The sequence below is a fragment of the Stenotrophomonas sp. B2 genome, from assembly GCF_014947095.1.
GTDB classification, from domain to species: Bacteria; Pseudomonadota; Gammaproteobacteria; order Xanthomonadales; family Xanthomonadaceae; genus Stenotrophomonas; species Stenotrophomonas maltophilia_P.
The window spans coordinates 271,844-291,366 of record NZ_JADCQA010000006.1 but is presented as its reverse complement, the minus strand read 5'-3'; the positions used below and the strand labels follow the sequence as shown (position 1 = coordinate 291,366).

Genomic DNA, 19,523 nt, shown 5'->3' with positions numbered 1-19,523 from the left:
GGCCATCCTTACTTCGTGCTGCCGAGCAGGGTCTTGACGCGAGCAATCTCGCGACGGACCCGGCGGATGTCGTGGGTCTTCGGCAGCTGGCCGGTGACCTGCTGCATACGGACAGAGAACTGTTCCTTACGCAGGTCGATCAGGTGGGCCTTGAGTTCGTCAGCCGACTTTTCACGGAGAGTTTTGATATCCATCAGCGCACCGTACGGGTCACGAAAGTGGTGGTGACCGAGAGCTTGGCGGCGGCCAGGCGGAACGCCTCGCGAGCCACTTCCTCGGAAACACCCTCGATTTCATAGATCATGCGGCCGGGCTGGATCTGGGCCACCCAGTATTCCACGTTACCCTTACCCGAACCCATTCGAACTTCGATGGGCTTCTTGGTGATGGGCTTGTCGGGGAACACGCGGATCCACATCTTGCCGCCGCGCTTGACGTAGCGGCTGATCGAGCGGCGAGCCGCTTCGATCTGACGCGCGGTCAGCTGACCGTGTGCGGTTGCCTTCAGGCCGTATTCGCCGAAGCTGACAGCGTTGGCGCTCCAGCTCAGGCCTTCGTTACGGCCCTTGTGTACCTTGCGGTACTTGGTTCGCTTGGGTTGCAACATTGTCGTTACCTCGCTTCACGGGCCGGGCGCTGACGGTCACCACGGTCGCCGCGATCGTGACGATCGTTGCGCGACGGGGTGTCGTCCTGCTTTTCCTGGCCAACCTGGGAGAAATCGAAGACCTCGCCCTTGTAGATCCAGACCTTGATGCCGATGATGCCGTAGGTCGTCTTGGCTTCAGCGAAGCCATAGTCGATGTCGGCACGCAGGGTGTGCAGCGGCACGCGGCCTTCGCGGTACCACTCCGAACGGGCGATTTCAGCACCGTTGAGGCGGCCACCCACGTTGACCTTGATGCCCAGGGCACCCAGGCGCATCGCGTTGCCCACCGAGCGCTTCATTGCGCGGCGGAACATGATGCGACGCTCCAGCTGCTGGGCGATCGACTCGGCAACGAGCTGCGCGTCCAGTTCCGGCTTGCGCACTTCGGTGACGTTGATGTGCGCCGGAACGCCCATCATCTCGCTCACTTCCTTGCGCAGCTTCTCGATGTCCTCACCACGCTTGCCGATCACCACGCCCGGACGGGCGGTGTGGATCGTCACGCGCGCGGTCTTGGCCGGACGCTCGATCAGGATCTTGCTGATGCCGGCCTGAGCCAGCTTCTTGCGCAGCATTTCGCGAACTTTCAGGTCGGCTGCCAGGTAACCAGCGAACTCGGCCTTGTTGGCGTACCACTTGGAGTTCCAGTCCTTGGAAATACCGAGACGGATACCAATCGGATGAACTTTATGACCCATGGTCTTTTCCTTATCCGCTTACTTGCCGGCGCCCACAACCACAGTGATGTGGCTGGTGCGCTTGAGGATGCGGGTACCGCGGCCTTTCGCCCGCGCCATGAAACGCTTCAGGGTCGGACCTTCATCAACCATGATGGTCTGAACCTTCAGCTCGTCGACGTCGGCGCCCTGGTTGTTCTCGGCGTTGGCAATAGCCGACTCCACCACCTTCTTGATCAGGTGGGCAGCCTTCTTGTCCGAGAACTTCAGCAGATTGACCGCACGTTCGGCCGGCAGACCGCGCACCTGGTCAGCGACCAGGCGAGCCTTCTGCGGGGAGATGCGCGCAGTGCGCAGGATGGCTTTCGCTTCCATTGTCATCTCTCCTTACTTGCCCGACTTCTTGTCACCACCGTGACCCTTGAAGGTCCGGGTGATGGCAAATTCGCCGAGCTTGTGGCCGACCATGTTCTCGTTGACGAGAACCGGGATGTGGTTCTTGCCGTTATGCACGGCAATGGTGATGCCTACCATGTCAGGCAGGATCATCGAACGGCGCGACCAGGTCTTGATCGGCTTCTTGCTGCCCGCAGCGGCCTCCACCTTCTTGACGAGGTGGTGATCGACGAACGGGCCCTTCTTGAGTGAACGTGCCATGGTCGATTAGCCCCTACGATCGCGGACGATGAACTGCTGAGTGCGCTTGTTATGGCGCGTCTTGTAACCCTTGGTCGGGACACCCCACGGGGTGACCGGATGCGGGTTACCCTGGCCGGCCTTGGCCTCACCACCACCGTGCGGGTGGTCAACCGGGTTCATGGCAGCACCACGAACGGTCGGGCGGACGCCGCGCCAGCGCTTGGCACCGGCCTTGCCCAGCTTTTCCAGGCTGTGCTCGTCGTTGCCGACTTCGCCGATGGTGGCGCAGCACTCGACCGGAACCTTACGCATTTCACCCGAGCGCAGACGCAGGGTGGCGTAGACGCCTTCACGGGCGACCAGCTGCACGGCAGCACCTGCAGCGCGGGCGATCTGAGCGCCCTTGCCCGGCTTCAGCTCGATGCAGTGGATGGTGGTACCGACCGGGATGTTGCGCAGCGGCAGGGTGTTGCCCGCCTTGATCGGGGCATCCGAACCAGCGATCACCTGATCACCGGCCTTCAGACCCTTCGGGGCGATGATGTAGCGACGCTCGCCGTCGACGTAGCACAGCAGGGCGATATGGGCGGTGCGGTTCGGATCGTATTCGATGCGTTCCACGCGCGCCGGGATGCCCAGCTTGTTGCGCTTGAAGTCGATGATGCGGTAGTGCTGCTTGTGGCCACCACCGACGTGACGGGTGGTGATGCGGCCGTGGTGGTTACGACCACCCGAGCGGCTCTGCGACTCGACCAGCGCAGCGTGCGGAGCACCCTTGTGCAGGTCGGGCGTAACCACGCGCACGGCCGAACGGCGGCCGGGGGAAGTGGGCTTGAATTTCATCAATGGCATGGGATGTACCTCAGGCCTTGGCCGTTACATCGATCGACTGGCCATCGGCCAGGCGAACGTACGCCTTGCGCCAATCGCCGCGGCGGCCAGCACGGTTACGGAAGGACTTGTTCTTGCCCTTGACGTTGACCACGTTGACGGCTTCGACCTTGACGTCGAACAGCTGCTCAACCGCGGCCTTTACATCGGCCTTGGTGGCTTCGTTCGAAACTTCGAAGACATACTGGTTGGAGAGTTCCTGCAGGCGCGCGGTCTTTTCGGAGACACGCGGGGCACGCAGCACGCTGAAGATTTTTTCGTTGCTGTTCATGCCAGCCACTCCTCGACCTTCTTGACCGCGTCAGCGGTGATGACGACCGTGTCGGCACCGACCAGCGACACCGGGTCCAGGCCCTGCACGTCACGCACCTGCACGTACGGCAGATTGCGGGCGGACAGGTACAGGTGCTCGGAGGCTTCCTCGGTGACGATCAGCGGGCGCTTGCCCACTTCCAGGCCGGCCAGCTTGGCGATCAGACCCTTCGTGCTGGTCGCTTCGACATCGAAGGCCTCCACGATGGTCAGACGGCCCTGACGGTTCAGCTCGGACAGGATCGCGCACATGGCGGCACGGTACTGCTTACGATTGACCTTCTGCTCGAAGCTGCGCGGCTTGGCCGCGAAGGTGACACCGCCGCCGACGAAGATCGGAGCCGTCAGTGCGCCATGACGCGCGCCGCCGCCCTTCTGCTTCTTCGACTTCTTGGTGGTACCAGCCACTTCGGAGCGAGTCTTCTGTGCCTTGGTGCCGGCGCGACCGGCGTTGCGGTAAGCAACGACGACCTGGTGGACCAGATCTTCGCTGAAATCGCGACCGAACACGGCGTCGGAGACCGAGACCTTGTTGTTGCTACCCGTGATAACGAGTTCCATCGTCATCTCTCCTTATGCCTTGCTCGCCGGACGGACGATCACATCGCCACCCGCCGCGCCAGGAACGGCGCCGCGAACCGCAATCAGACCGCGCTCGACGTCGACCTTGACCACTTCCAGGTTCTGGGTGCTCTGCTGCACCGCGCCCATGTGGCCCGACATCTTCTTGCCCGGGAAAACGCGACCCGGGGTCTGGCGCTGACCCAGCGAACCCGGCGCGCGATGCGACAGCGAGTTACCGTGGGTTGCATCGCCCATACGGAAGTTGTGGCGCTTGATGGTGCCCTGGAAACCCTTACCCTTGGTGACACCCTGGACGTCGACGATCTGGCCGACTTCGAAGATGTCCGCCTTGACTTCGCCGCCGACGGCGAAATCGCCGAGCTGCGCGTCTTCAACGCGGAATTCCCACAGGCCACGACCCGCTTCCACCTTCGCCTTGGCGAAGTGGCCGGCTTCCGGCTTGTTGACCAGGGCAGCGCGACGCGCGCCGACGGTCACCTGCACGGCGCTGTAGCCGTCGGTTTCGACGGTCTTGATCTGCGCGATGCGGTTCGGGGTGGCTTCGATCAGGGTCACCGGGATGGAACGACCATCTTCGGTGAACACGCGGCTCATGCCGGCCTTGCGGCCCACGAAGCCCAACGAATACTTCTTCGTCATGGTCGTAGTCCTCAGGTCAGCTTGATCTGAACGTCGACGCCGGCAGCCAGTTCGAGCTTCATCAGCGCGTCCACGGTCTTGTCATTCGGGTCAACGATATCGAGCACGCGCTTGTGCGTGCGGGTCTCGTACTGGTCACGCGCGTCCTTGTCGACGTGCGGGGAAACGAGAACGGTGTAACGCTCGATCTTGGTCGGCAGCGGGATCGGGCCACGCACTTGCGCGCCGGTCCGCTTTGCCGTTTCAACGATCTCGCTGGCCGAACGGTCGATCAGACGATGATCGAACGCTTTCAGCCGGATCCGGATCTTTTGGTCCGCCATGGCGGTAGGTTCCTTCGTTAAAAGAGCGACAGACAAAGCCTCTGGGTTGCTTTGCCCCATGAAATTCCTGCATACGGACGGCCCGCACTCCTGCAGGCCGACAAGGTCAATCCGTAGACCTCAAAAACGTAGGCAGACCAGTTTCCCGGCCTGCCCAGACGTAGAAGCATAATGGCACGCCAGGCAGCTGTCAACAGTCTCCTGTTGACGCCGCCTGAATGGCCTTGACCCTTCCTGGTCCGGGGAACACAAGGCACATCCTGTGCCTGCTTTCCCATTTTGATACGCCCCGATGCCCTACCCAGGCAACATCGGGGCGCAGAGTCTAACAGATTACTTGATGATCTTCGAGACCACGCCGGCGCCGACGGTGCGGCCACCTTCGCGGATGGCGAAGCGCAGGCCTTCGTCCATCGCGACCGGGTTGATCAGGGTCACGGTCATCTTGACGTTGTCACCCGGCATCACCATTTCCACGCCTTCCGGCAGCTTGGCAGCGCCGGTGATGTCGGTGGTGCGGAAGTAGAACTGCGGGCGGTAGCCGTTGAAGAACGGGGTGTGACGGCCGCCCTCGTCCTTCGACAGCACGTACACTTCGCCTTCGAACTCGGTGTGCGGGGTGATCGAACCCGGCTTGGCCAGAACCTGGCCGCGCTCGACGTCGTCACGCTTGGTGCCGCGCAGCAGCAGACCGGCATTGTCGCCTGCCTGGCCCTGGTCCAGCAGCTTGCGGAACATTTCCACGCCGGTCACCGTGGTCTTCTGGGTCGGACGGATACCGACGATTTCGATTTCGTCACCGACCTTGATCACGCCGCGCTCGATACGACCGGTCACCACGGTGCCGCGGCCCGAGATCGAGAACACGTCTTCCACCGGCATCAGGAACGGCTTGTCGATCGCACGCTCCGGCTCCGGAATCCAGGTGTCCAGCGCGTCGACCAGCTTCAGGATCGCCGGCACGCCGATCTCGCTCTGGTCGCCTTCCAGCGCCAGGCGGGCCGAACCCGAGATGATCGGGGTGTCGTCGCCCGGGAACTCGTACTTGCTCAGCAGTTCGCGCACTTCCATTTCGACCAGCTCGAGCAGCTCGGCGTCGTCGACCATGTCAGCCTTGTTCAGGAACACCACGATGTACGGCACGCCGACCTGACGCGACAGCAGGATGTGCTCGCGGGTCTGCGGCATCGGGCCGTCAGCGGCCGAGCACACCAGGATCGCGCCGTCCATCTGGGCAGCACCGGTGATCATGTTCTTGACGTAGTCAGCGTGGCCCGGGCAGTCAACGTGGGCGTAGTGACGGGTCGGGGATTCGTATTCGACGTGCGCGGTCGAGATCGTGATGCCACGAGCCTTTTCTTCCGGTGCGGCGTCGATGGCGTCATACGCCTTGAACTCGCCACCGAAGCGCTCGGCGCCGATCTTGGTCAGCGCGGCGGTCAGCGTGGTCTTGCCGTGGTCGACGTGACCGATGGTGCCGACGTTGACGTGCGGCTTGGTGCGCTCGAACTTACCCTTTGCCATTGTTATATACCTTGATTGTTCGTAAGTGGTTTCAAGAGAGGCTGAGCGAGGCTCAGCCCTTCTTCATGACGGCTTCGGCGATGTTGGTCGGAGCCGGCTCGTAGTGATCGAATTCCATGGTGAAGGTAGCGCGGCCCTGGGTCTGCGAACGCAGCGCAGTGGCGTAGCCGAACATTTCACCCAGCGGGATCATCGCGTTGATGATGCTGGCCGAACCGTCACCGGTGGTGTCGGAACCCTGCAGCACGCCGCGACGACGGCTGACGTCGCCCATCACGTCACCCTGGTAATCCTCCGGGGTCACGATCTCGACCTTCATGATCGGCTCCAGCAGCACCGGCTTGGCCTTGGCGAAGCCCTGCTTGAAGGCCATCGACGAAGCCAGCTTGAACGCCATTTCCGAGGAGTCGACGTCGTGGTACGAACCGAACACCAGCTTCACCTTGACATCCACGACCGGGAAGCCAGCCAGCGGGCCGCTGGTGATGGTTTCGCGCAGGCCCTTCTCGACCGACGGAATGAATTCCTTCGGGATCACGCCGCCAGTGATGTCGTTGATGAACAGGAAGTCGTCCTTGATGGCCGGAGCCAGCTTCGGATCGGCACGGTCTTCAGCGGTGATCGGCGACAGCTCGATCACGACGTGACCGTACTGACCCTTACCACCGGACTGCTTGGCGTGCTTGTAGTCCGACTTGACGTCGGCCAGGGTGATCGTTTCGCGGTAGGCCACCTGCGGCGCACCGACGTTGGCTTCAACGTTGAACTCGCGCTTCAGGCGGTCGACGATGATGTCCAGGTGCAGCTCGCCCATGCCGGAGATGATGGTCTGGCCGGATTCTTCGTCGGTCTTGACGCGGAACGACGGATCTTCCTGCGCCAGACGACCCAGGGCCAGACCCATCTTTTCCTGGTCCGACTTGGTCTTCGGCTCGACGGCCATCGAGATCACCGGCTCCGGGAACGTCATGCGCTCCAGGATGATCGGGGCGTCCACGGCGCACAGGGTGTCACCGGTGGTGGTGTCCTTCAGGCCCACGGCCGCAGCGATGTCACCCGCCAGAACTTCCTTGATTTCCTCGCGGTTGTTCGAGTGCATCTGCAGGATGCGGCCGATGCGCTCCTTCTTGCCCTTCACCGAGTTCAGCACGGTGTCACCACCGTTCAGCGTGCCCGAGTAGACGCGGAAGAAGGTCAGCGCGCCGACGAACGGGTCGGTGATGATCTTGAAGGCCAGCGACGAGAACGGCGCCTTGTCATCCGACTTGCGGGTCATCTCGACGGTATCGTCGTCGACGTCCACGCCCTTCACGTCCGGCACATCGACCGGCGACGGCAGCAGCTGGATCACGCCGTCCAGCATGGCCTGCACGCCCTTGTTCTTGAACGCCGAGCCGCAGTACATCGGCACGATCTCGGTGGCCAGGGTGCGGGTACGCAGCGCGTTGATGATTTCAGCCTCGGCCAGCTCTTCGCCGCCCAGGTACTTCTCCATCAGCTCTTCGCTGGCTTCGGCAGCGGTCTCGACCATGAACTGGCGGGCTTCTTCAGCAGCTGCCTGCAGTTCAGCCGGGATGTCGCTGTACTCGAACTTCATGCCCTGCGAGGCTTCATCCCAGTGGATGGCCTTCATCTTCAGCAGGTCGACGACGCCCTTGAAGTTGTCTTCAGCGCCGATCGGCAGCTGCATCGGCACGGCAACCGCGCCCAGCTTGGCCTTCAGCTGGCCGACGACCTTCTGGAAGTTGGCACCGGTACGGTCCATCTTGTTGACGAACGCGATGCGCGGCACGTGGTACTTGTTGGCCTGGCGCCACACGGTTTCCGACTGCGGCTGCACGCCACCGACGGCACACAGCACGAACACCGCACCGTCGAGCACGCGCAGCGAGCGCTCCACTTCGATGGTGAAGTCGACGTGCCCCGGGGTGTCGATGATGTTGAAGCGATGCTCCGGCAGGGACTTGTCCATGCCCTTCCAGAACGCGGTGGTGGCAGCGGACTGGATCGTGATGCCACGCTCCTGCTCCTGCTCCATCCAGTCCATGGTGGCGGCGCCGTCATGCACTTCACCGATCTTGTGGCTCTTGCCGGTGTAGAACAGGATGCGCTCGGACGTGGTGGTCTTGCCGGCATCGATGTGAGCCATGATGCCGAAGTTACGGTAACGCTCGATGGGAGTGGAACGGGCCACGGGGAGCCTCTCAGATTTCTTGGATTTCGGATGGCCGAACGCCGCCTTTCGGCGGCCTTCGGGTTGGCGCAGTCCTTCTGGGACCGCGAGGCAGCACCTAGGTGGTGCTGCCCTGCCTGTTTTGCAAGGCCGTCAAACTCACCAGCGGTAGTGGGCGAATGCCTTGTTGGCTTCGGCCATGCGGTGGGTTTCTTCGCGCTTCTTGATGGCGCCACCACGGTTTTCCGAGGCGTCGATCAGTTCAGCAGCCAGCTTCTTCGGCATGGTGTTCTCACCACGCTTGCGCGCGGAGTCGATCAGCCAGCGCATGGCCAGAGCCATCTTGCGCGAGGCACGCACTTCGACCGGCACCTGGTAGGTGGCACCGCCGACGCGACGCGACTTGACTTCGACCGCCGGAGCGACGTTGTCCAGCGCCTTCTGCACCAGCTCGATGGCGTTGGCGCTGCTGTTCTTCTCGGTGATCACGTCCATGGCGCCGTACACGATCTTTTCGGCGACGGACTTCTTGCCGCTCTGCATGACCATGTTGATGAAGCGGGCGATGGTTTCGCTTCCGTGCTTCGGATCGGGCAGGACGGAACGCTGCGGAGTATTACCCTTACGCGACATAGTGCTCTCTCCTTAGGCCTTCGGACGCTTGGCGCCGTACTTGGAACGGGCCTGGCGACGCTTGGCAACGCCGGCGGCGTCGAGCGAGCCACGAACGGTGTGGTAACGCACACCCGGCAGGTCCTTGACGCGACCGCCGCGGATCAGGACCACGGAGTGCTCCTGCAGGTTGTGGCCTTCACCACCGATGTAGGAAATCACTTCTTCCTGGTTGGTCAGGCGGACCTTGGCAACCTTGCGAAGGGCCGAGTTCGGCTTCTTCGGAGTGGTGGTGTAGACACGGGTGCAGACGCCACGGCGCTGCGGGCACTTGTCGAGCGCCGGCGAGGCACTCTTGTAGGTGGTCGCTTGCCGCGGCTTGCGGACCAGCTGGTTGATCGTCGCCATCAGTAGGTTCTTCTGATTGGTGGCCGGAAAATCCGGCCAGAGATGCGGAAATGTTAAAGCAGGCCAAAATTCTGGCCTGCTGAGACAGACGATTGTAGCAACCTGCCAGGAACGACGTCAAACGCGTCCTGTCAAGCCCGTCCCTGATCCCGGAACGTTACTGGGGGGCCTCCATGTACCCCGTTCAGGTTCGACCGGCCCTCCACGGATGGAGCCGCCTGCCGCTACAGCCAGGTCGGACGGCCTGCGCCGCCCTGCCCTTCAAGCCCGCCCGGGCATGTCCCCGGGCGTTACCGCAAAGGTGGGTCCGGCCTTGCGGCCGGACCGGTTACCTCATTCCTCGCCCGCAGCCTGTTCGGTCTCGGCTTCCACTGCCGGAGCCTCGACCGCCGCCGGGGTGCCGGCCAGGGTCTGCATCTCCGACTCGGTGAGGCCGGACGCGCCACGACGGCGCTGGCTGTGGTACGCCAGACCGGTACCGGCCGGAATCAGACGGCCGACGATGACGTTTTCCTTCAGGCCACGCAGGTTGTCCGAGGTGCCGCGCACGGCCGCTTCGGTCAGCACGCGGGTGGTCTCCTGGAACGACGCCGCCGAGATGAACGACTCGGTGGCCAGCGATGCCTTGGTGATGCCCAGCAGGACCGGATCGAACCGCGCCGGCAGCTCGTTGCGGGTCGACAGGCGGGCATTCTCCTCGATAACGCGCTGGCGTTCGACCTGCTCGCCGTTCAGGAACTTGCTGCTGCCCTGATCGGTGATCTCGACCTTGCGCAGCATCTGGCGGGTAATCACCTCGATGTGCTTGTCGTTGATCTTCACGCCCTGCAGGCGGTACACGTCCTGGATTTCCTTGACCAGGTAGGCCGCCAGCGGTTCGACACCCAGCAGGCGCAGGATGTCCTGCGGGCTCGGCTCGCCGTCCACGATGGTTTCACCCTTGGTGACATGCTCGCCTTCGAACACGATGACCTGGCGGTACTTCGGAATCAGCTCTTCGTGCTCCGAACCATCGGTGTCCTTGATGATCAGGCGCTGCTTGCCCTTGGTGTCCTTGCCGAAGCTGATGATGCCCGAACGCTCGGCCAGCACCGCCGGATCCTTCGGCTTGCGCGCTTCGAAGAGGTCGGCCACGCGCGGCAGACCACCGGTGATGTCGCGGGTCTTCGAGGCTTCCTGCGGGATCTTGGCGACGACGTCGCCCACGCCCACCGGGGCGCCGTCCTGCAGGTTGACGATCGAGCGCGGCGGCAGCAGGTACTGCGCCGGCAGATCGGTGCCCGGGATCGACAGGTCGTTGCCCTTGGCGTCGACGATGCGCACGATCGGGCGCAGGTCCTTGGCCTGGGTACCACGACGCTTCGGATCGGTGATTTCGCGCGAGGCCAGGCCGGTCAGCTCGTCGGTCTTCTCGATGACGGTGATGCCGTCGACGAAGTCGATGAAGCGGATGAAGCCGGCCACTTCCGACACGATCGGGTGGTTATGCGGATCCCAGTTGGCCACGGTCTGGCCAGCCTTGATCGCATCGCCGTCCTTGGACGTGATGGTCGCACCGTACGGCAGCTTGTAACGCTCACGCTCACGGCCGTGGGCATCGAGCACCGAGATTTCGCCCGAGCGCGACACTGCCACCAGCGAGCCGTTGGCATGCTCGACCGACTTGAGGTTGCTGAACTTGACCGAGCCGGTGGTCTTGACGGTGATGTTGTCGACCGCAGCAGCTCGCGACGCCGCACCACCGATGTGGAAGGTACGCATGGTCAGCTGGGTACCCGGCTCACCGATGGACTGGGCGGCGATGACGCCGACCGCTTCACCGATGTTGACCAGATGGCCACGGGCCAGATCGCGGCCGTAGCAGCGAGCGCAGACACCGAAGGCCGATTCGCACGAAATCGTCGAACGCACCTTGATGCTCTGCACGCCGGCATCTTCCAGCTTGGCGACCCACTGCTCGTCCAGCAGGGTGTTGCGGGTGACGATCGGATCTTCGTCGTTGCCCGGCAGGAACACGTCCTCGGCAACCACGCGACCCAGCACGCGGTCCTTCAGCGGCTCGACCACGTCACCGCCTTCCACGATCGGGGTCATGATCAGGCCTTCGGTGGTACCGCAATCCACCTCGGTGATCACCACGTCCTGCGCGACGTCGACCAGTCGACGGGTCAGGTAACCCGAGTTCGCGGTCTTCAGCGCGGTATCGGCCAGACCCTTACGGGCACCGTGGGTGGAGTTGAAGTACTCCTGCACGTTCAGGCCTTCGCGGAAGTTCGCCTTGATGGGCGTCTCGATGATCGAGCCGTCCGGGCGGGCCATCAGGCCGCGCATGCCGGCCAGCTGACGGATCTGCGCCTGGCTGCCTCGTGCACCGGAGTCGGCCATGATGTACAGCGAGTTCATCGACTTCTGATCGATGGTCTCACCCTTGGCATTGACGACCTTCTCGGTACCGATGGTGTCCATCATCGCCTTGGCGATGCGCTCGTTGGTGCGCGACCAGATGTCGACCACCTTGTTGTAGCGCTCGCCAGCGGTGACCAGACCCGACTGGTACTGCTCCTGGATTTCCAGCACTTCGGCTTCGGCCTCGGTGAGGATGCCGCGCTTTTCGTCCGGGATCAGCATGTCGTCGATACCGATCGACACGCCGGCGCGGGTTGCGTAGGCGAAGCCGGTGTACATCAGCTTGTCGGCGAACACGACCGTGTCCTTCAGACCCAGCTGACGGTAGCTGGAGTTGATCAGGCGCGAGATGTTCTTCTTGGTCAGCTCGGTGTTGGCCAGCGCGAACGGCAGGCCTTCCGGCAGGATTTCAGCCAGCAGGGCGCGACCGATCGTGGTATCCACGATCGAAGTCTTGTTCTGCTTGTTGCCTTCCTCGTCGGTCACCACTTCGGTGATGCGGACCTTGACCTTGGCGTGCAGTTCCACCACGCGGTTGTCGTAGGCGCGCTTGACTTCGGCGATGTTGGCGAAGGCCATGCCCTCGCCCTTCTTGTTTTCCAGCGAGCGGGTCATGTAGTACAGACCCAGCACGACGTCCTGCGACGGCACGATGATCGGCTCGCCGTTGGCCGGCGACAGGATGTTGTTGGTCGACATCATCAGCGCACGCGCTTCCAGCTGGGCTTCCAGCGAGAGCGGCACGTGGACGGCCATCTGGTCACCGTCGAAGTCGGCGTTGAACGCGGTGCAGACCAGCGGATGCAGCTGGATGGCCTTGCCTTCGATCAGCACCGGCTCGAACGCCTGGATGCCCAGACGGTGCAGGGTCGGCGCGCGGTTCAGCATCACCGGATGCTCGCGGATGACCTCTTCCAGGATGTCCCAGACTTCGGCTTCTTCGCGCTCGACCAGCTTCTTGGCGGCCTTGATGGTGGTGGCCAGGCCACGACGCTGCAGCTTGGCGAACACGAACGGCTTGAACAGCTCCAGCGCCATCTTCTTCGGCAGGCCGCACTGGTGCAGGCGCAGGTACGGACCGACCACGATGACCGAACGGCCCGAGTAGTCCACGCGCTTGCCCAGCAGGTTCTGACGGAAGCGACCCTGCTTGCCCTTGATCATGTCGGCCAGCGACTTCAGCGGGCGCTTGTTGGTGCCGGTGATGGCACGGCCACGGCGACCGTTGTCCAGCAGCGCATCGACCGATTCCTGCAGCATGCGCTTTTCATTGCGCACGATGATGTCCGGCGCGCTCAGTTCGAGCAGACGGCGCAGGCGGTTGTTGCGGTTGATGACGCGGCGGTACAGGTCGTTCAGGTCGGAGGTCGCGAAGCGGCCACCGTCCAGCGGCACCAGCGGACGCAGGTCCGGCGGCAGCACCGGCAGCACGGTCATCACCATCCATTCCGGACGGTTGCCCGACTCCAGGAAGGCCTCGATCAGCTTGATGCGCTTGGTCAGTCGCTTCAGCTTGGTTTCCGAACCGGTCGCGGCGATCTCCTCGCGCAGGCGGGTCATCTCCGACTGCAGGTCGATCGTGCGCAGCAGTTCGTACACGGCCTCGGCGCCCATGGCGGCGTCGAAGTCGTCACCGTGCTCCTGGCGGGCCTGCAGGTACTGTTCTTCGGTCAGCAGCTGGCGGCGCTCCAGGGCGGTCAGGCCCGGCTCGGTCACCACGTACGCTTCGAAGTACAGCACGCGCTCGATGTCGCGCAGGGTCATGTCCAGCATCAGGCCGATGCGCGAGGGCAGCGACTTGAGGAACCAGATGTGCGCGACCGGCGAGGCCAGGTCGATGTGGCCCATGCGCTCGCGGCGCACCTTGGCCAGGGTCACTTCAGTGCCGCACTTCTCGCAGACCACGCCGCGGTGCTTCATGCGCTTGTACTTGCCGCACAGGCACTCGTAGTCCTTGACCGGGCCGAAGATGGCGGCGCAGAACAGGCCGTCGCGTTCCGGCTTGAAGGTACGGTAGTTGATGGTTTCCGGCTTCTTCACTTCGCCGAAGGACCACGAGCGGATCAGGTCCGGCGAAGCCAGCGCGATCTTGATCGCGTCGAAGTCCAGCGTCTGGCGCTGCTGGTTGAAGAGATTGAGCAGGTCTTTCATGGTGTTCTCCAGAAGGAGGAATGCTGTGTCGATGGGCTTTCAGGTCACTGCCAGCGGCGCGGCGGAGAGAGCCGCCGCGCCGGCATGGATCAGTTGTCTTCCAGTTCCATGTTGATGGCCAGCGAGCGGATTTCCTTCACGAGCACGTTGAAGGATTCCGGCATGCCCGCGACCATCTCGTGCTCACCGTCGACGATGTTCTTGTACATCTGGTTGCGGCCCTGCACGTCATCGGACTTCACCGTCAGCATTTCCTGCAGGGTGTAGGCCGCGCCGTAGGCTTCCAGCGCCCAGACTTCCATTTCACCGAAGCGCTGGCCACCGAACTGCGCCTTGCCGCCCAGCGGCTGCTGGGTGACGAGCGAGTACGGACCGGTCGAACGCGCGTGCATCTTGTCGTCGACCAGGTGGTTCAGCTTCAGGTAGTGCATGTAACCCACGGTGGTGTGGCGATCAAACGCTTCACCGGTGCGGCCGTCGTACAGCTGGGTCTGGCCACTGCTCGGCAGATCGGCCAGTTCCAGCATGCGCTTGATTTCCGCTTCGGTGGCACCGTCGAACACCGGGGTGGCCATCGGCACGCCGTCGGTGAGGTTACGGGCCAGGCGCAGCAGCTCCTCGTCGCTGAACTGCGACAGGTCGACACGGTTGGCCACGTTGGTGTCATCGTGGTTGTAGATGTCGTCCAGGAACCGGCGCAGGTCGGCAACGGCCGCCTGGGCTTCCAGCATTGCCTGGATCTTGCGGCCCAGGCCCTTGGCGGCCCAGCCCAGGTGCACTTCCAGGATCTGGCCGATGTTCATACGCGACGGCACGCCCAGCGGGTTCAGCACGATGTCCACGGTTTCGCCCGAGGCCATGTACGGCATGTCCTCGACCGGCACCACGTTGGACACCACACCCTTGTTGCCGTGGCGACCCGCCATCTTGTCGCCCGGCTGGATGCGGCGCTTCACGGCCAGGAACACCTTGACCATCTTCAGCACGCCCGGAGCCAGGTCGTCGCCTGCGGTGATCTTGCCGCGCTTGTCGGCGAAGCGACGCTCGAATTCCTTCTCGTGCGCCTGGATCTGCTTCTGGGCGCGCTCGATGGCTTCCGAAGCGTCCTCGTCCTTCATGCGCAGCACGAACCAGTCAGCCTTCTTCAGGCCGTCCAGGTACGCGTCGGTGATGACGTCACCCTTCTTCAGGCCGGCACCGCCGTTGACCACCTTGCCGACGATCTGCGAACGCAGACGCATGTAGATGGCGGCTTCCAGGATGCGGAACTGGTCGTCGAAGTCCTTCTTGACGCGCTTGATCTCCGACTCTTCGATCTGGCGCGCACGCTTGTCCTTCTCGATGCCGTCGCGGGTGAAGACCTGCACGTCGATGACGGTGCCGTCCATGCCCGGCGGAACGCGCAGCGAGCTGTCCTTAACGTCCGAAGCCTTCTCGCCGAAGATCGCGCGCAGCAGCTTCTCTTCCGGGGTCAGCTGGCTCTCGCCCTTCGGCGTGACCTTGCCGACCAGGATGTCGCCGGCGCGGACTTCCGCACCGATGTACACCACGCCGCTCTCGTCCAGGCGGTTCAGCGCCTGCTCGGAAACGTTCGGGATGTCGGCGGAGATTTCCTCCGGCCCCAGCTTGGTGTCGCGCGCGACGCAGGTCAGCTCTTCGATGTGGATCGTGGTGTAGCGATCCTCTTCCACCACGCGCTCGGAGAGCAGGATGGAGTCTTCGAAGTTGTAGCCGTTCCACGGCATGAACGCGATCAGCATGTTCTGGCCCAGGGCCAGTTCGCCGATGTCGGTGGACGGACCGTCGGCCAGCACGTCGCCGCGGGCGATGACGTCACCCACCTGGACCAGCGGACGCTGGTTGATGCAGGTGTTCTGGTTGGAACGGGTGTACTTGACCAGGTTGTAGATGTCGACGCCGGCGTCGGTGGCACCGACGATCTCTTCCTCGACCACCTTGACCACGATGCGGGCGGCGTCGATCTGCACGATCTCACCGCCACGACGGGCGTTCACGGTCACACCGGAGTCACGCGCCACGGCACGCTCGATGCCGGTGCCGACCAGCGGCTTCTGCGAACGCAGGGTCGGCACGGCCTGACGCTGCATGTTCGCGCCCATCAGTGCGCGGTTGGCGTCATCGTGCTCCAGGAACGGCACCAGCGCGGCCGCGATCGACACGGTCTGCATCGGCGAGACGTCCATGAAGTGGACCTCCGCCGGCGGCTTCAGCAGCGACTCGCCCTGGTAGCGGCACGGCACGAACTGCTCGGTCAGCATGCTCTTGGCATCGGTCAGGGCGTTGGCCTGGGCGATGACGTACTCGTTTTCCTCGATCGCCGACAGGAACTCGATCTCGTCGGAGACCTTGCCGTCCACGACCTTGCGGTACGGGGTCTCGAGGAAACCGTACTGGTTGGTGCGGGCGTACACGGCCAGCGAGTTGATCAGGCCGATGTTCGGGCCTTCCGGCGTTTCGATGGTGCAGACGCGGCCGTAGTGGGTCGGGTGCACGTCGCGCACTTCGAAGCCGGCGCGCTCACGGGTCAGGCCGCCCGGGCCCAGGGCCGAGACGCGACGCTTGTGGGTCACTTCCGACAGCGGGTTGTTCTGATCCATGAACTGCGACAGCTGCGAGGAGCCGAAGAACTCCTTGATGGCGGCAGCGACCGGCTTGGCGTTGATCAGTTCCTGCGGCGTCAGGCCTTCGGACTCGGCCATCGACAGGCGTTCCTTGACCGCGCGCTCGACGCGGACCAGGCCGACGCGGAACACGTTCTCGGCCATTTCACCGACCGAACGCACGCGACGGTTGCCCAGGTGATCGATGTCGTCGACCACGCCGCGACCATTGCGGATCTCGGTCAGGACCTTGATCACGTCCAGGATGTCGGAGCTGTCGCCATGGGCAGCGACCAGGCGCTTGGACTCTTCGTCGTTGCGCTCACCGAAGTACTTGCTGTCGTACAGCACGGCTTCGCCGGTGGTTTCCTTGCGGCCCACGCGACGGTTGAACTTCATGCGGCCGACCGCGGACAGGTCGTAGCGCTCGAAGGTGAAGAACAGGTTGTGGAACAGGTTCTGCGCGGCGTCCTTGGTCGGCGGCTCGCCCGGACGCATCATGCGGTAGATCTCGACCAGTGCTTCCAGCTGGGTCTTGGTCGGATCGATGCGCAGGGTGTTGGACAGGTACGGACCACGATCCAGGTCGTTCACCCACAGGGTACCGACCGCATCGACGCCTGCCTTGCGGAAGTTCTGCAGCTGCTCTTCGCTGATCTCGTCATTGGCCTGGGCCAGCAGTTCGCCGGTCGAGGCATCAACCACGTCGTGCGACAGGATGCGGCCGACCAGGTAGTCGTCCGGCACGGCCAGGGCCGCAATGCCCGAGGCTTCCAGCTGCTTGATGTGGCGCGCGGTGATGCGCTTGCCGGCTTCCACGATGACCTTGTCGCCGTCGGCGAGGTCGAAGCCCAGGGTTTCGCCACGCAGGCGCTCCGGCACCAGCTCCAGCTGGACGCCTTCATCCGGGTTGATGTGGAAGGTGTTGATCTCGAAGAACTCGGCCAGCATCTCTTCGTTGCTGTAGCCAAGCGCGCGCAGCAGGATCGACACCGGCAGCTTGCGGCGGCGGTCGATACGGGTGAACAGCGCGTCCTTCGGGTCGAACTCGAAGTCCAGCCAGGAGCCGCGGTAGGGAATGATGCGGGCGCTGTACAACAGCTTGCCCGAGCTGTGGGTCTTGCCGCGGTCGTGGTCGAAGAACACGCCCGGCGAGCGGTGCAGCTGCGAGACGATGACGCGCTCGGTGCCGTTGACGATGAAGGTGCCGTTCTCGGTCATCAGCGGGATTTCGCCCAGATAGACCTCCTGCTCCTTCACGTACTTGATGGCCTTGGTCGACGACTCGCGGTCGTAGATCACCAGGCGCACGGTCACGCGCAGCGGAGCGCCGTAGCTCATGCCGCGCTGGCGGCATTCACGTTCGTCGAAGACCGGCTCGCCCAGCTTGTAGCCGACGTACTCCAGGGCGGCATTGCCGCTGTAGCTGGCGATCGGGAAGACCGACTTCAGCGCGGCGTGCAGGCCATGATCGGCACGCTTGGCCGGATCGATGTTCTCCTGCAGGAAATCACGGTAGGAATCCACCTGGATCGCGAGCAGGAACGGCACTTCGAGAATCGAGCGCTGCTTGCCGAAATCCTTGCGGATACGCTTCTTTTCGGTGAACGAATAGGACGTCATGAGGTCTTCCACCTTGTTGTGCGGGCCGTGCGTCCACGACCCTGAAGGGAACTTTGAAATTGTCAGTTGGAAGTCGCTGGTATTGCCGGCACCAGCACGCCTTCTCCCGCTACTTCCAACTGCCAACTCGTCTGCATCTACTTCCCTGCTGCCGCGCGATGCGCGGGCGTGCCGGGATTTGACCGCAGCCCGTGTTGGGCTTTCTACCGCCTGATTCCACCCGCGCAGTACGCGGGCCTGCAACAACGACCAAAGGCCGGGGGCTTACGCCCCCAGCCTTGGCTGCATCGCCGAGAATCGATGACGATGCAAAGGAAGTGCTTACTTGACTTCGACAGTCGCGCCAGCAGCTTCCAGGTCCTTCTTCATCTTCTCGGCGTCGTCCTTCGAAGCGCCTTCCTTCAGGACGCCACCGGCTTCGGCCAGGTCCTTCGCTTCCTTCAGGCCCAGGCCGGTGATGGCGCGGACGGCCTTGATGACTTCGACCTTCTTCTCGCCGGCCGACTTCAGGGTGACGGTGAACTCGGTCTGCTCTTCAACAGCAGCGGCCGGGCCAGCGGCAGCAGCCACGGCAACCGGAGCAGCGGCGGAGACGCCGAACTTCTCTTCGATGGCCTTGACCAGCTCCATCACTTCCATCAGGGACTTCTCGGCGATGGCGTCGACGATCTGTTCGTTGGTAAGGGACATGATTAATACCTTTGGATGATTTTCTGGGTTGAGGTTCCGTCAGGAACCACGGTAAGTCGAAACTCAGGCGGTCTCGGCGGCCGGCTCGGCAGCGGCGGTTTCGCCACCACCCTGCTTCTCGCCAACAGCCTTGATGGCGCGGGCGAACATCGTGACCGGCTCGGTCAGGACGCGGGCCAGCATGGCCAGGGCCTGATCGCGGGTCGGCAGCGAGGCCAGCACGTCGACGTGGCTTGCCGGGAACACTTCGCCACCGATGGCGACGACCTTAGCCTTCAGCTTGTCGTTGCCCTTGGCGGCTTCCTTGATCAGGCGACCGGCAGCGCCGGGCTCCTCGAGCGAGAACGCGTACAGCAGCGGACCAACCATCTGGTCCTGGGCCACGGCGAACTCGGTGCCTTCAACGGCGCGCGAAGCCAGGGTGTTCTTGACAACCTTCAAGAAAACACCGGTTTCACGAGCCTGCTTGCGCATCGCGGTCATCTGGGCGACCGTGGTGCCAGCGTATTCGGCTGCGATCAAGGAGTGGGCCTTGGCGGCGACGTCTGCCAGCTCGGCGACTACTTCTTGCTTCTGGGACAGATTGAGAGCCATTGCACT

18 protein-coding genes are annotated in these 19,523 nt (G+C 63.4%); all 18 read right to left on the bottom strand.

Annotation, left to right across the window (positions count from 1 at the left end):
• Positions 1-8: 8 nt before the first annotated feature.
• Positions 9-194, bottom strand: a complete 186-nt coding sequence (gene rpmC, locus IMX13_RS09520; RefSeq protein WP_004154487.1) for a 50S ribosomal protein L29 — start codon at positions 192-194, stop codon at positions 9-11.
• A complete protein-coding gene (gene rplP, locus IMX13_RS09515; protein WP_053519743.1) occupies positions 194-607 on the bottom strand; it encodes a 50S ribosomal protein L16 in 414 nt (137 codons plus the stop codon). The genes rpmC and rplP overlap by 1 nt, the downstream gene beginning before the upstream one ends.
• Positions 608-612: 5 nt before the next feature.
• Positions 613-1,347, bottom strand: coding sequence for a 30S ribosomal protein S3 (gene rpsC, locus IMX13_RS09510; RefSeq protein WP_004145350.1), 735 nt, complete (start codon positions 1,345-1,347; stop codon positions 613-615).
• Between the two features lie 18 nt (positions 1,348-1,365).
• The gene (gene rplV / locus IMX13_RS09505; RefSeq protein ID WP_080375339.1) at positions 1,366-1,701 is read right to left on the bottom strand and encodes a 50S ribosomal protein L22; all 336 of its coding nucleotides are present in this window, start codon (positions 1,699-1,701) and stop codon (positions 1,366-1,368) included.
• A gap of 12 nt (positions 1,702-1,713) precedes the next feature.
• Positions 1,714-1,983, bottom strand: a complete 270-nt coding sequence (gene rpsS, locus IMX13_RS09500) for a 30S ribosomal protein S19 (RefSeq protein WP_005415413.1) — start codon at positions 1,981-1,983, stop codon at positions 1,714-1,716.
• A gap of 6 nt (positions 1,984-1,989) precedes the next feature.
• Positions 1,990-2,817: a 50S ribosomal protein L2 gene (gene rplB, locus IMX13_RS09495; RefSeq protein WP_065182869.1), complete on the bottom strand. Its 828-nt coding sequence runs from the start codon at positions 2,815-2,817 to the stop codon at positions 1,990-1,992.
• 10 nt (positions 2,818-2,827) lie between these two features.
• Positions 2,828-3,127: a 50S ribosomal protein L23 gene (gene rplW / locus IMX13_RS09490; protein WP_004145338.1), complete on the bottom strand. Its 300-nt coding sequence runs from the start codon at positions 3,125-3,127 to the stop codon at positions 2,828-2,830.
• Positions 3,124-3,729 (bottom strand): 50S ribosomal protein L4, encoded by a 606-nt coding sequence (gene rplD, locus IMX13_RS09485; protein ID WP_053519740.1) that lies wholly within the window; start codon positions 3,727-3,729, stop codon positions 3,124-3,126. Before rplD ends, rplW begins: the two co-directional genes overlap by 4 nt.
• 12 nt (positions 3,730-3,741) lie before the next feature.
• Entirely contained in the window at positions 3,742-4,392 is a 651-nt protein-coding gene (gene rplC, locus IMX13_RS09480; RefSeq protein ID WP_004145336.1) for a 50S ribosomal protein L3, read from the bottom strand.
• An 11-nt stretch (positions 4,393-4,403) separates the two neighbouring features.
• Positions 4,404-4,715 carry a 30S ribosomal protein S10 gene (gene rpsJ, locus IMX13_RS09475; protein WP_005408208.1) on the bottom strand — a complete coding sequence of 104 codons (312 nt, stop codon included), beginning with the start codon at positions 4,713-4,715 and terminating at the stop codon, positions 4,404-4,406.
• A gap of 333 nt (positions 4,716-5,048) precedes the next feature.
• Positions 5,049-6,239: an elongation factor Tu gene (gene tuf, locus IMX13_RS09470; RefSeq protein ID WP_065176003.1), complete on the bottom strand. Its 1,191-nt coding sequence runs from the start codon at positions 6,237-6,239 to the stop codon at positions 5,049-5,051.
• 52 nt (positions 6,240-6,291) lie between these two features.
• Positions 6,292-8,433, bottom strand: coding sequence for an elongation factor G (fusA, locus tag IMX13_RS09465; RefSeq protein WP_049470847.1), 2,142 nt, complete (start codon positions 8,431-8,433; stop codon positions 6,292-6,294).
• A 138-nt stretch (positions 8,434-8,571) separates the two neighbouring features.
• Positions 8,572-9,045, bottom strand: coding sequence for a 30S ribosomal protein S7 (rpsG, locus tag IMX13_RS09460; protein ID WP_053519957.1), 474 nt, complete (start codon positions 9,043-9,045; stop codon positions 8,572-8,574).
• Between the two features lie 12 nt (positions 9,046-9,057).
• Positions 9,058-9,432 (bottom strand): 30S ribosomal protein S12, encoded by a 375-nt coding sequence (rpsL, locus tag IMX13_RS09455; RefSeq protein ID WP_004145320.1) that lies wholly within the window; start codon positions 9,430-9,432, stop codon positions 9,058-9,060.
• A gap of 333 nt (positions 9,433-9,765) precedes the next feature.
• Positions 9,766-13,989 carry a DNA-directed RNA polymerase subunit beta' gene (gene rpoC / locus IMX13_RS09450; RefSeq protein ID WP_053519956.1) on the bottom strand — a complete coding sequence of 1,408 codons (4,224 nt, stop codon included), beginning with the start codon at positions 13,987-13,989 and terminating at the stop codon, positions 9,766-9,768.
• Between the two features lie 89 nt (positions 13,990-14,078).
• Positions 14,079-18,233: a DNA-directed RNA polymerase subunit beta gene (rpoB, locus tag IMX13_RS09445; protein WP_053519955.1), complete on the bottom strand. Its 4,155-nt coding sequence runs from the start codon at positions 18,231-18,233 to the stop codon at positions 14,079-14,081.
• A 321-nt stretch (positions 18,234-18,554) separates the two neighbouring features.
• Positions 18,555-18,923: a 50S ribosomal protein L7/L12 gene (rplL, locus tag IMX13_RS09440; protein ID WP_053519954.1), complete on the bottom strand. Its 369-nt coding sequence runs from the start codon at positions 18,921-18,923 to the stop codon at positions 18,555-18,557.
• A gap of 63 nt (positions 18,924-18,986) precedes the next feature.
• Positions 18,987-19,517, bottom strand: a complete 531-nt coding sequence (gene rplJ, locus IMX13_RS09435) for a 50S ribosomal protein L10 (RefSeq protein WP_053519953.1) — start codon at positions 19,515-19,517, stop codon at positions 18,987-18,989.
• Positions 19,518-19,523: the final 6 nt, after the last annotated feature.

Coding starts and splice junctions, on each gene's coding strand:
- rpmC (WP_004154487.1), bottom strand. CDS start 194: ATGGATATCAAAACTCTCCGTGAAAAGTCGGCTGACGAACTCAAGGCC.
- rplP (WP_053519743.1), bottom strand. CDS start 607: ATGTTGCAACCCAAGCGAACCAAGTACCGCAAGGTACACAAGGGCCGT.
- rpsC (WP_004145350.1), bottom strand. CDS start 1,347: ATGGGTCATAAAGTTCATCCGATTGGTATCCGTCTCGGTATTTCCAAG.
- rplV (WP_080375339.1), bottom strand. CDS start 1,701: ATGGAAGCGAAAGCCATCCTGCGCACTGCGCGCATCTCCCCGCAGAAG.
- rpsS (WP_005415413.1), bottom strand. CDS start 1,983: ATGGCACGTTCACTCAAGAAGGGCCCGTTCGTCGATCACCACCTCGTC.
- rplB (WP_065182869.1), bottom strand. CDS start 2,817: ATGCCATTGATGAAATTCAAGCCCACTTCCCCCGGCCGCCGTTCGGCC.
- rplW (WP_004145338.1), bottom strand. CDS start 3,127: ATGAACAGCAACGAAAAAATCTTCAGCGTGCTGCGTGCCCCGCGTGTC.
- rplD (WP_053519740.1), bottom strand. CDS start 3,729: ATGGAACTCGTTATCACGGGTAGCAACAACAAGGTCTCGGTCTCCGAC.
- rplC (WP_004145336.1), bottom strand. CDS start 4,392: ATGACGAAGAAGTATTCGTTGGGCTTCGTGGGCCGCAAGGCCGGCATG.
- rpsJ (WP_005408208.1), bottom strand. CDS start 4,715: ATGGCGGACCAAAAGATCCGGATCCGGCTGAAAGCGTTCGATCATCGT.
- tuf (WP_065176003.1), bottom strand. CDS start 6,239: ATGGCAAAGGGTAAGTTCGAGCGCACCAAGCCGCACGTCAACGTCGGC.
- rpsG (WP_053519957.1), bottom strand. CDS start 9,045: ATGTCGCGTAAGGGTAATACTCCGCAGCGTTCCGTCCTGCCCGATCCG.
- rpsL (WP_004145320.1), bottom strand. CDS start 9,432: ATGGCGACGATCAACCAGCTGGTCCGCAAGCCGCGGCAAGCGACCACC.
- rpoC (WP_053519956.1), bottom strand. CDS start 13,989: ATGAAAGACCTGCTCAATCTCTTCAACCAGCAGCGCCAGACGCTGGAC.
- rpoB (WP_053519955.1), bottom strand. CDS start 18,233: ATGACGTCCTATTCGTTCACCGAAAAGAAGCGTATCCGCAAGGATTTC.
- rplL (WP_053519954.1), bottom strand. CDS start 18,923: ATGTCCCTTACCAACGAACAGATCGTCGACGCCATCGCCGAGAAGTCC.
- rplJ (WP_053519953.1), bottom strand. CDS start 19,517: ATGGCTCTCAATCTGTCCCAGAAGCAAGAAGTAGTCGCCGAGCTGGCA.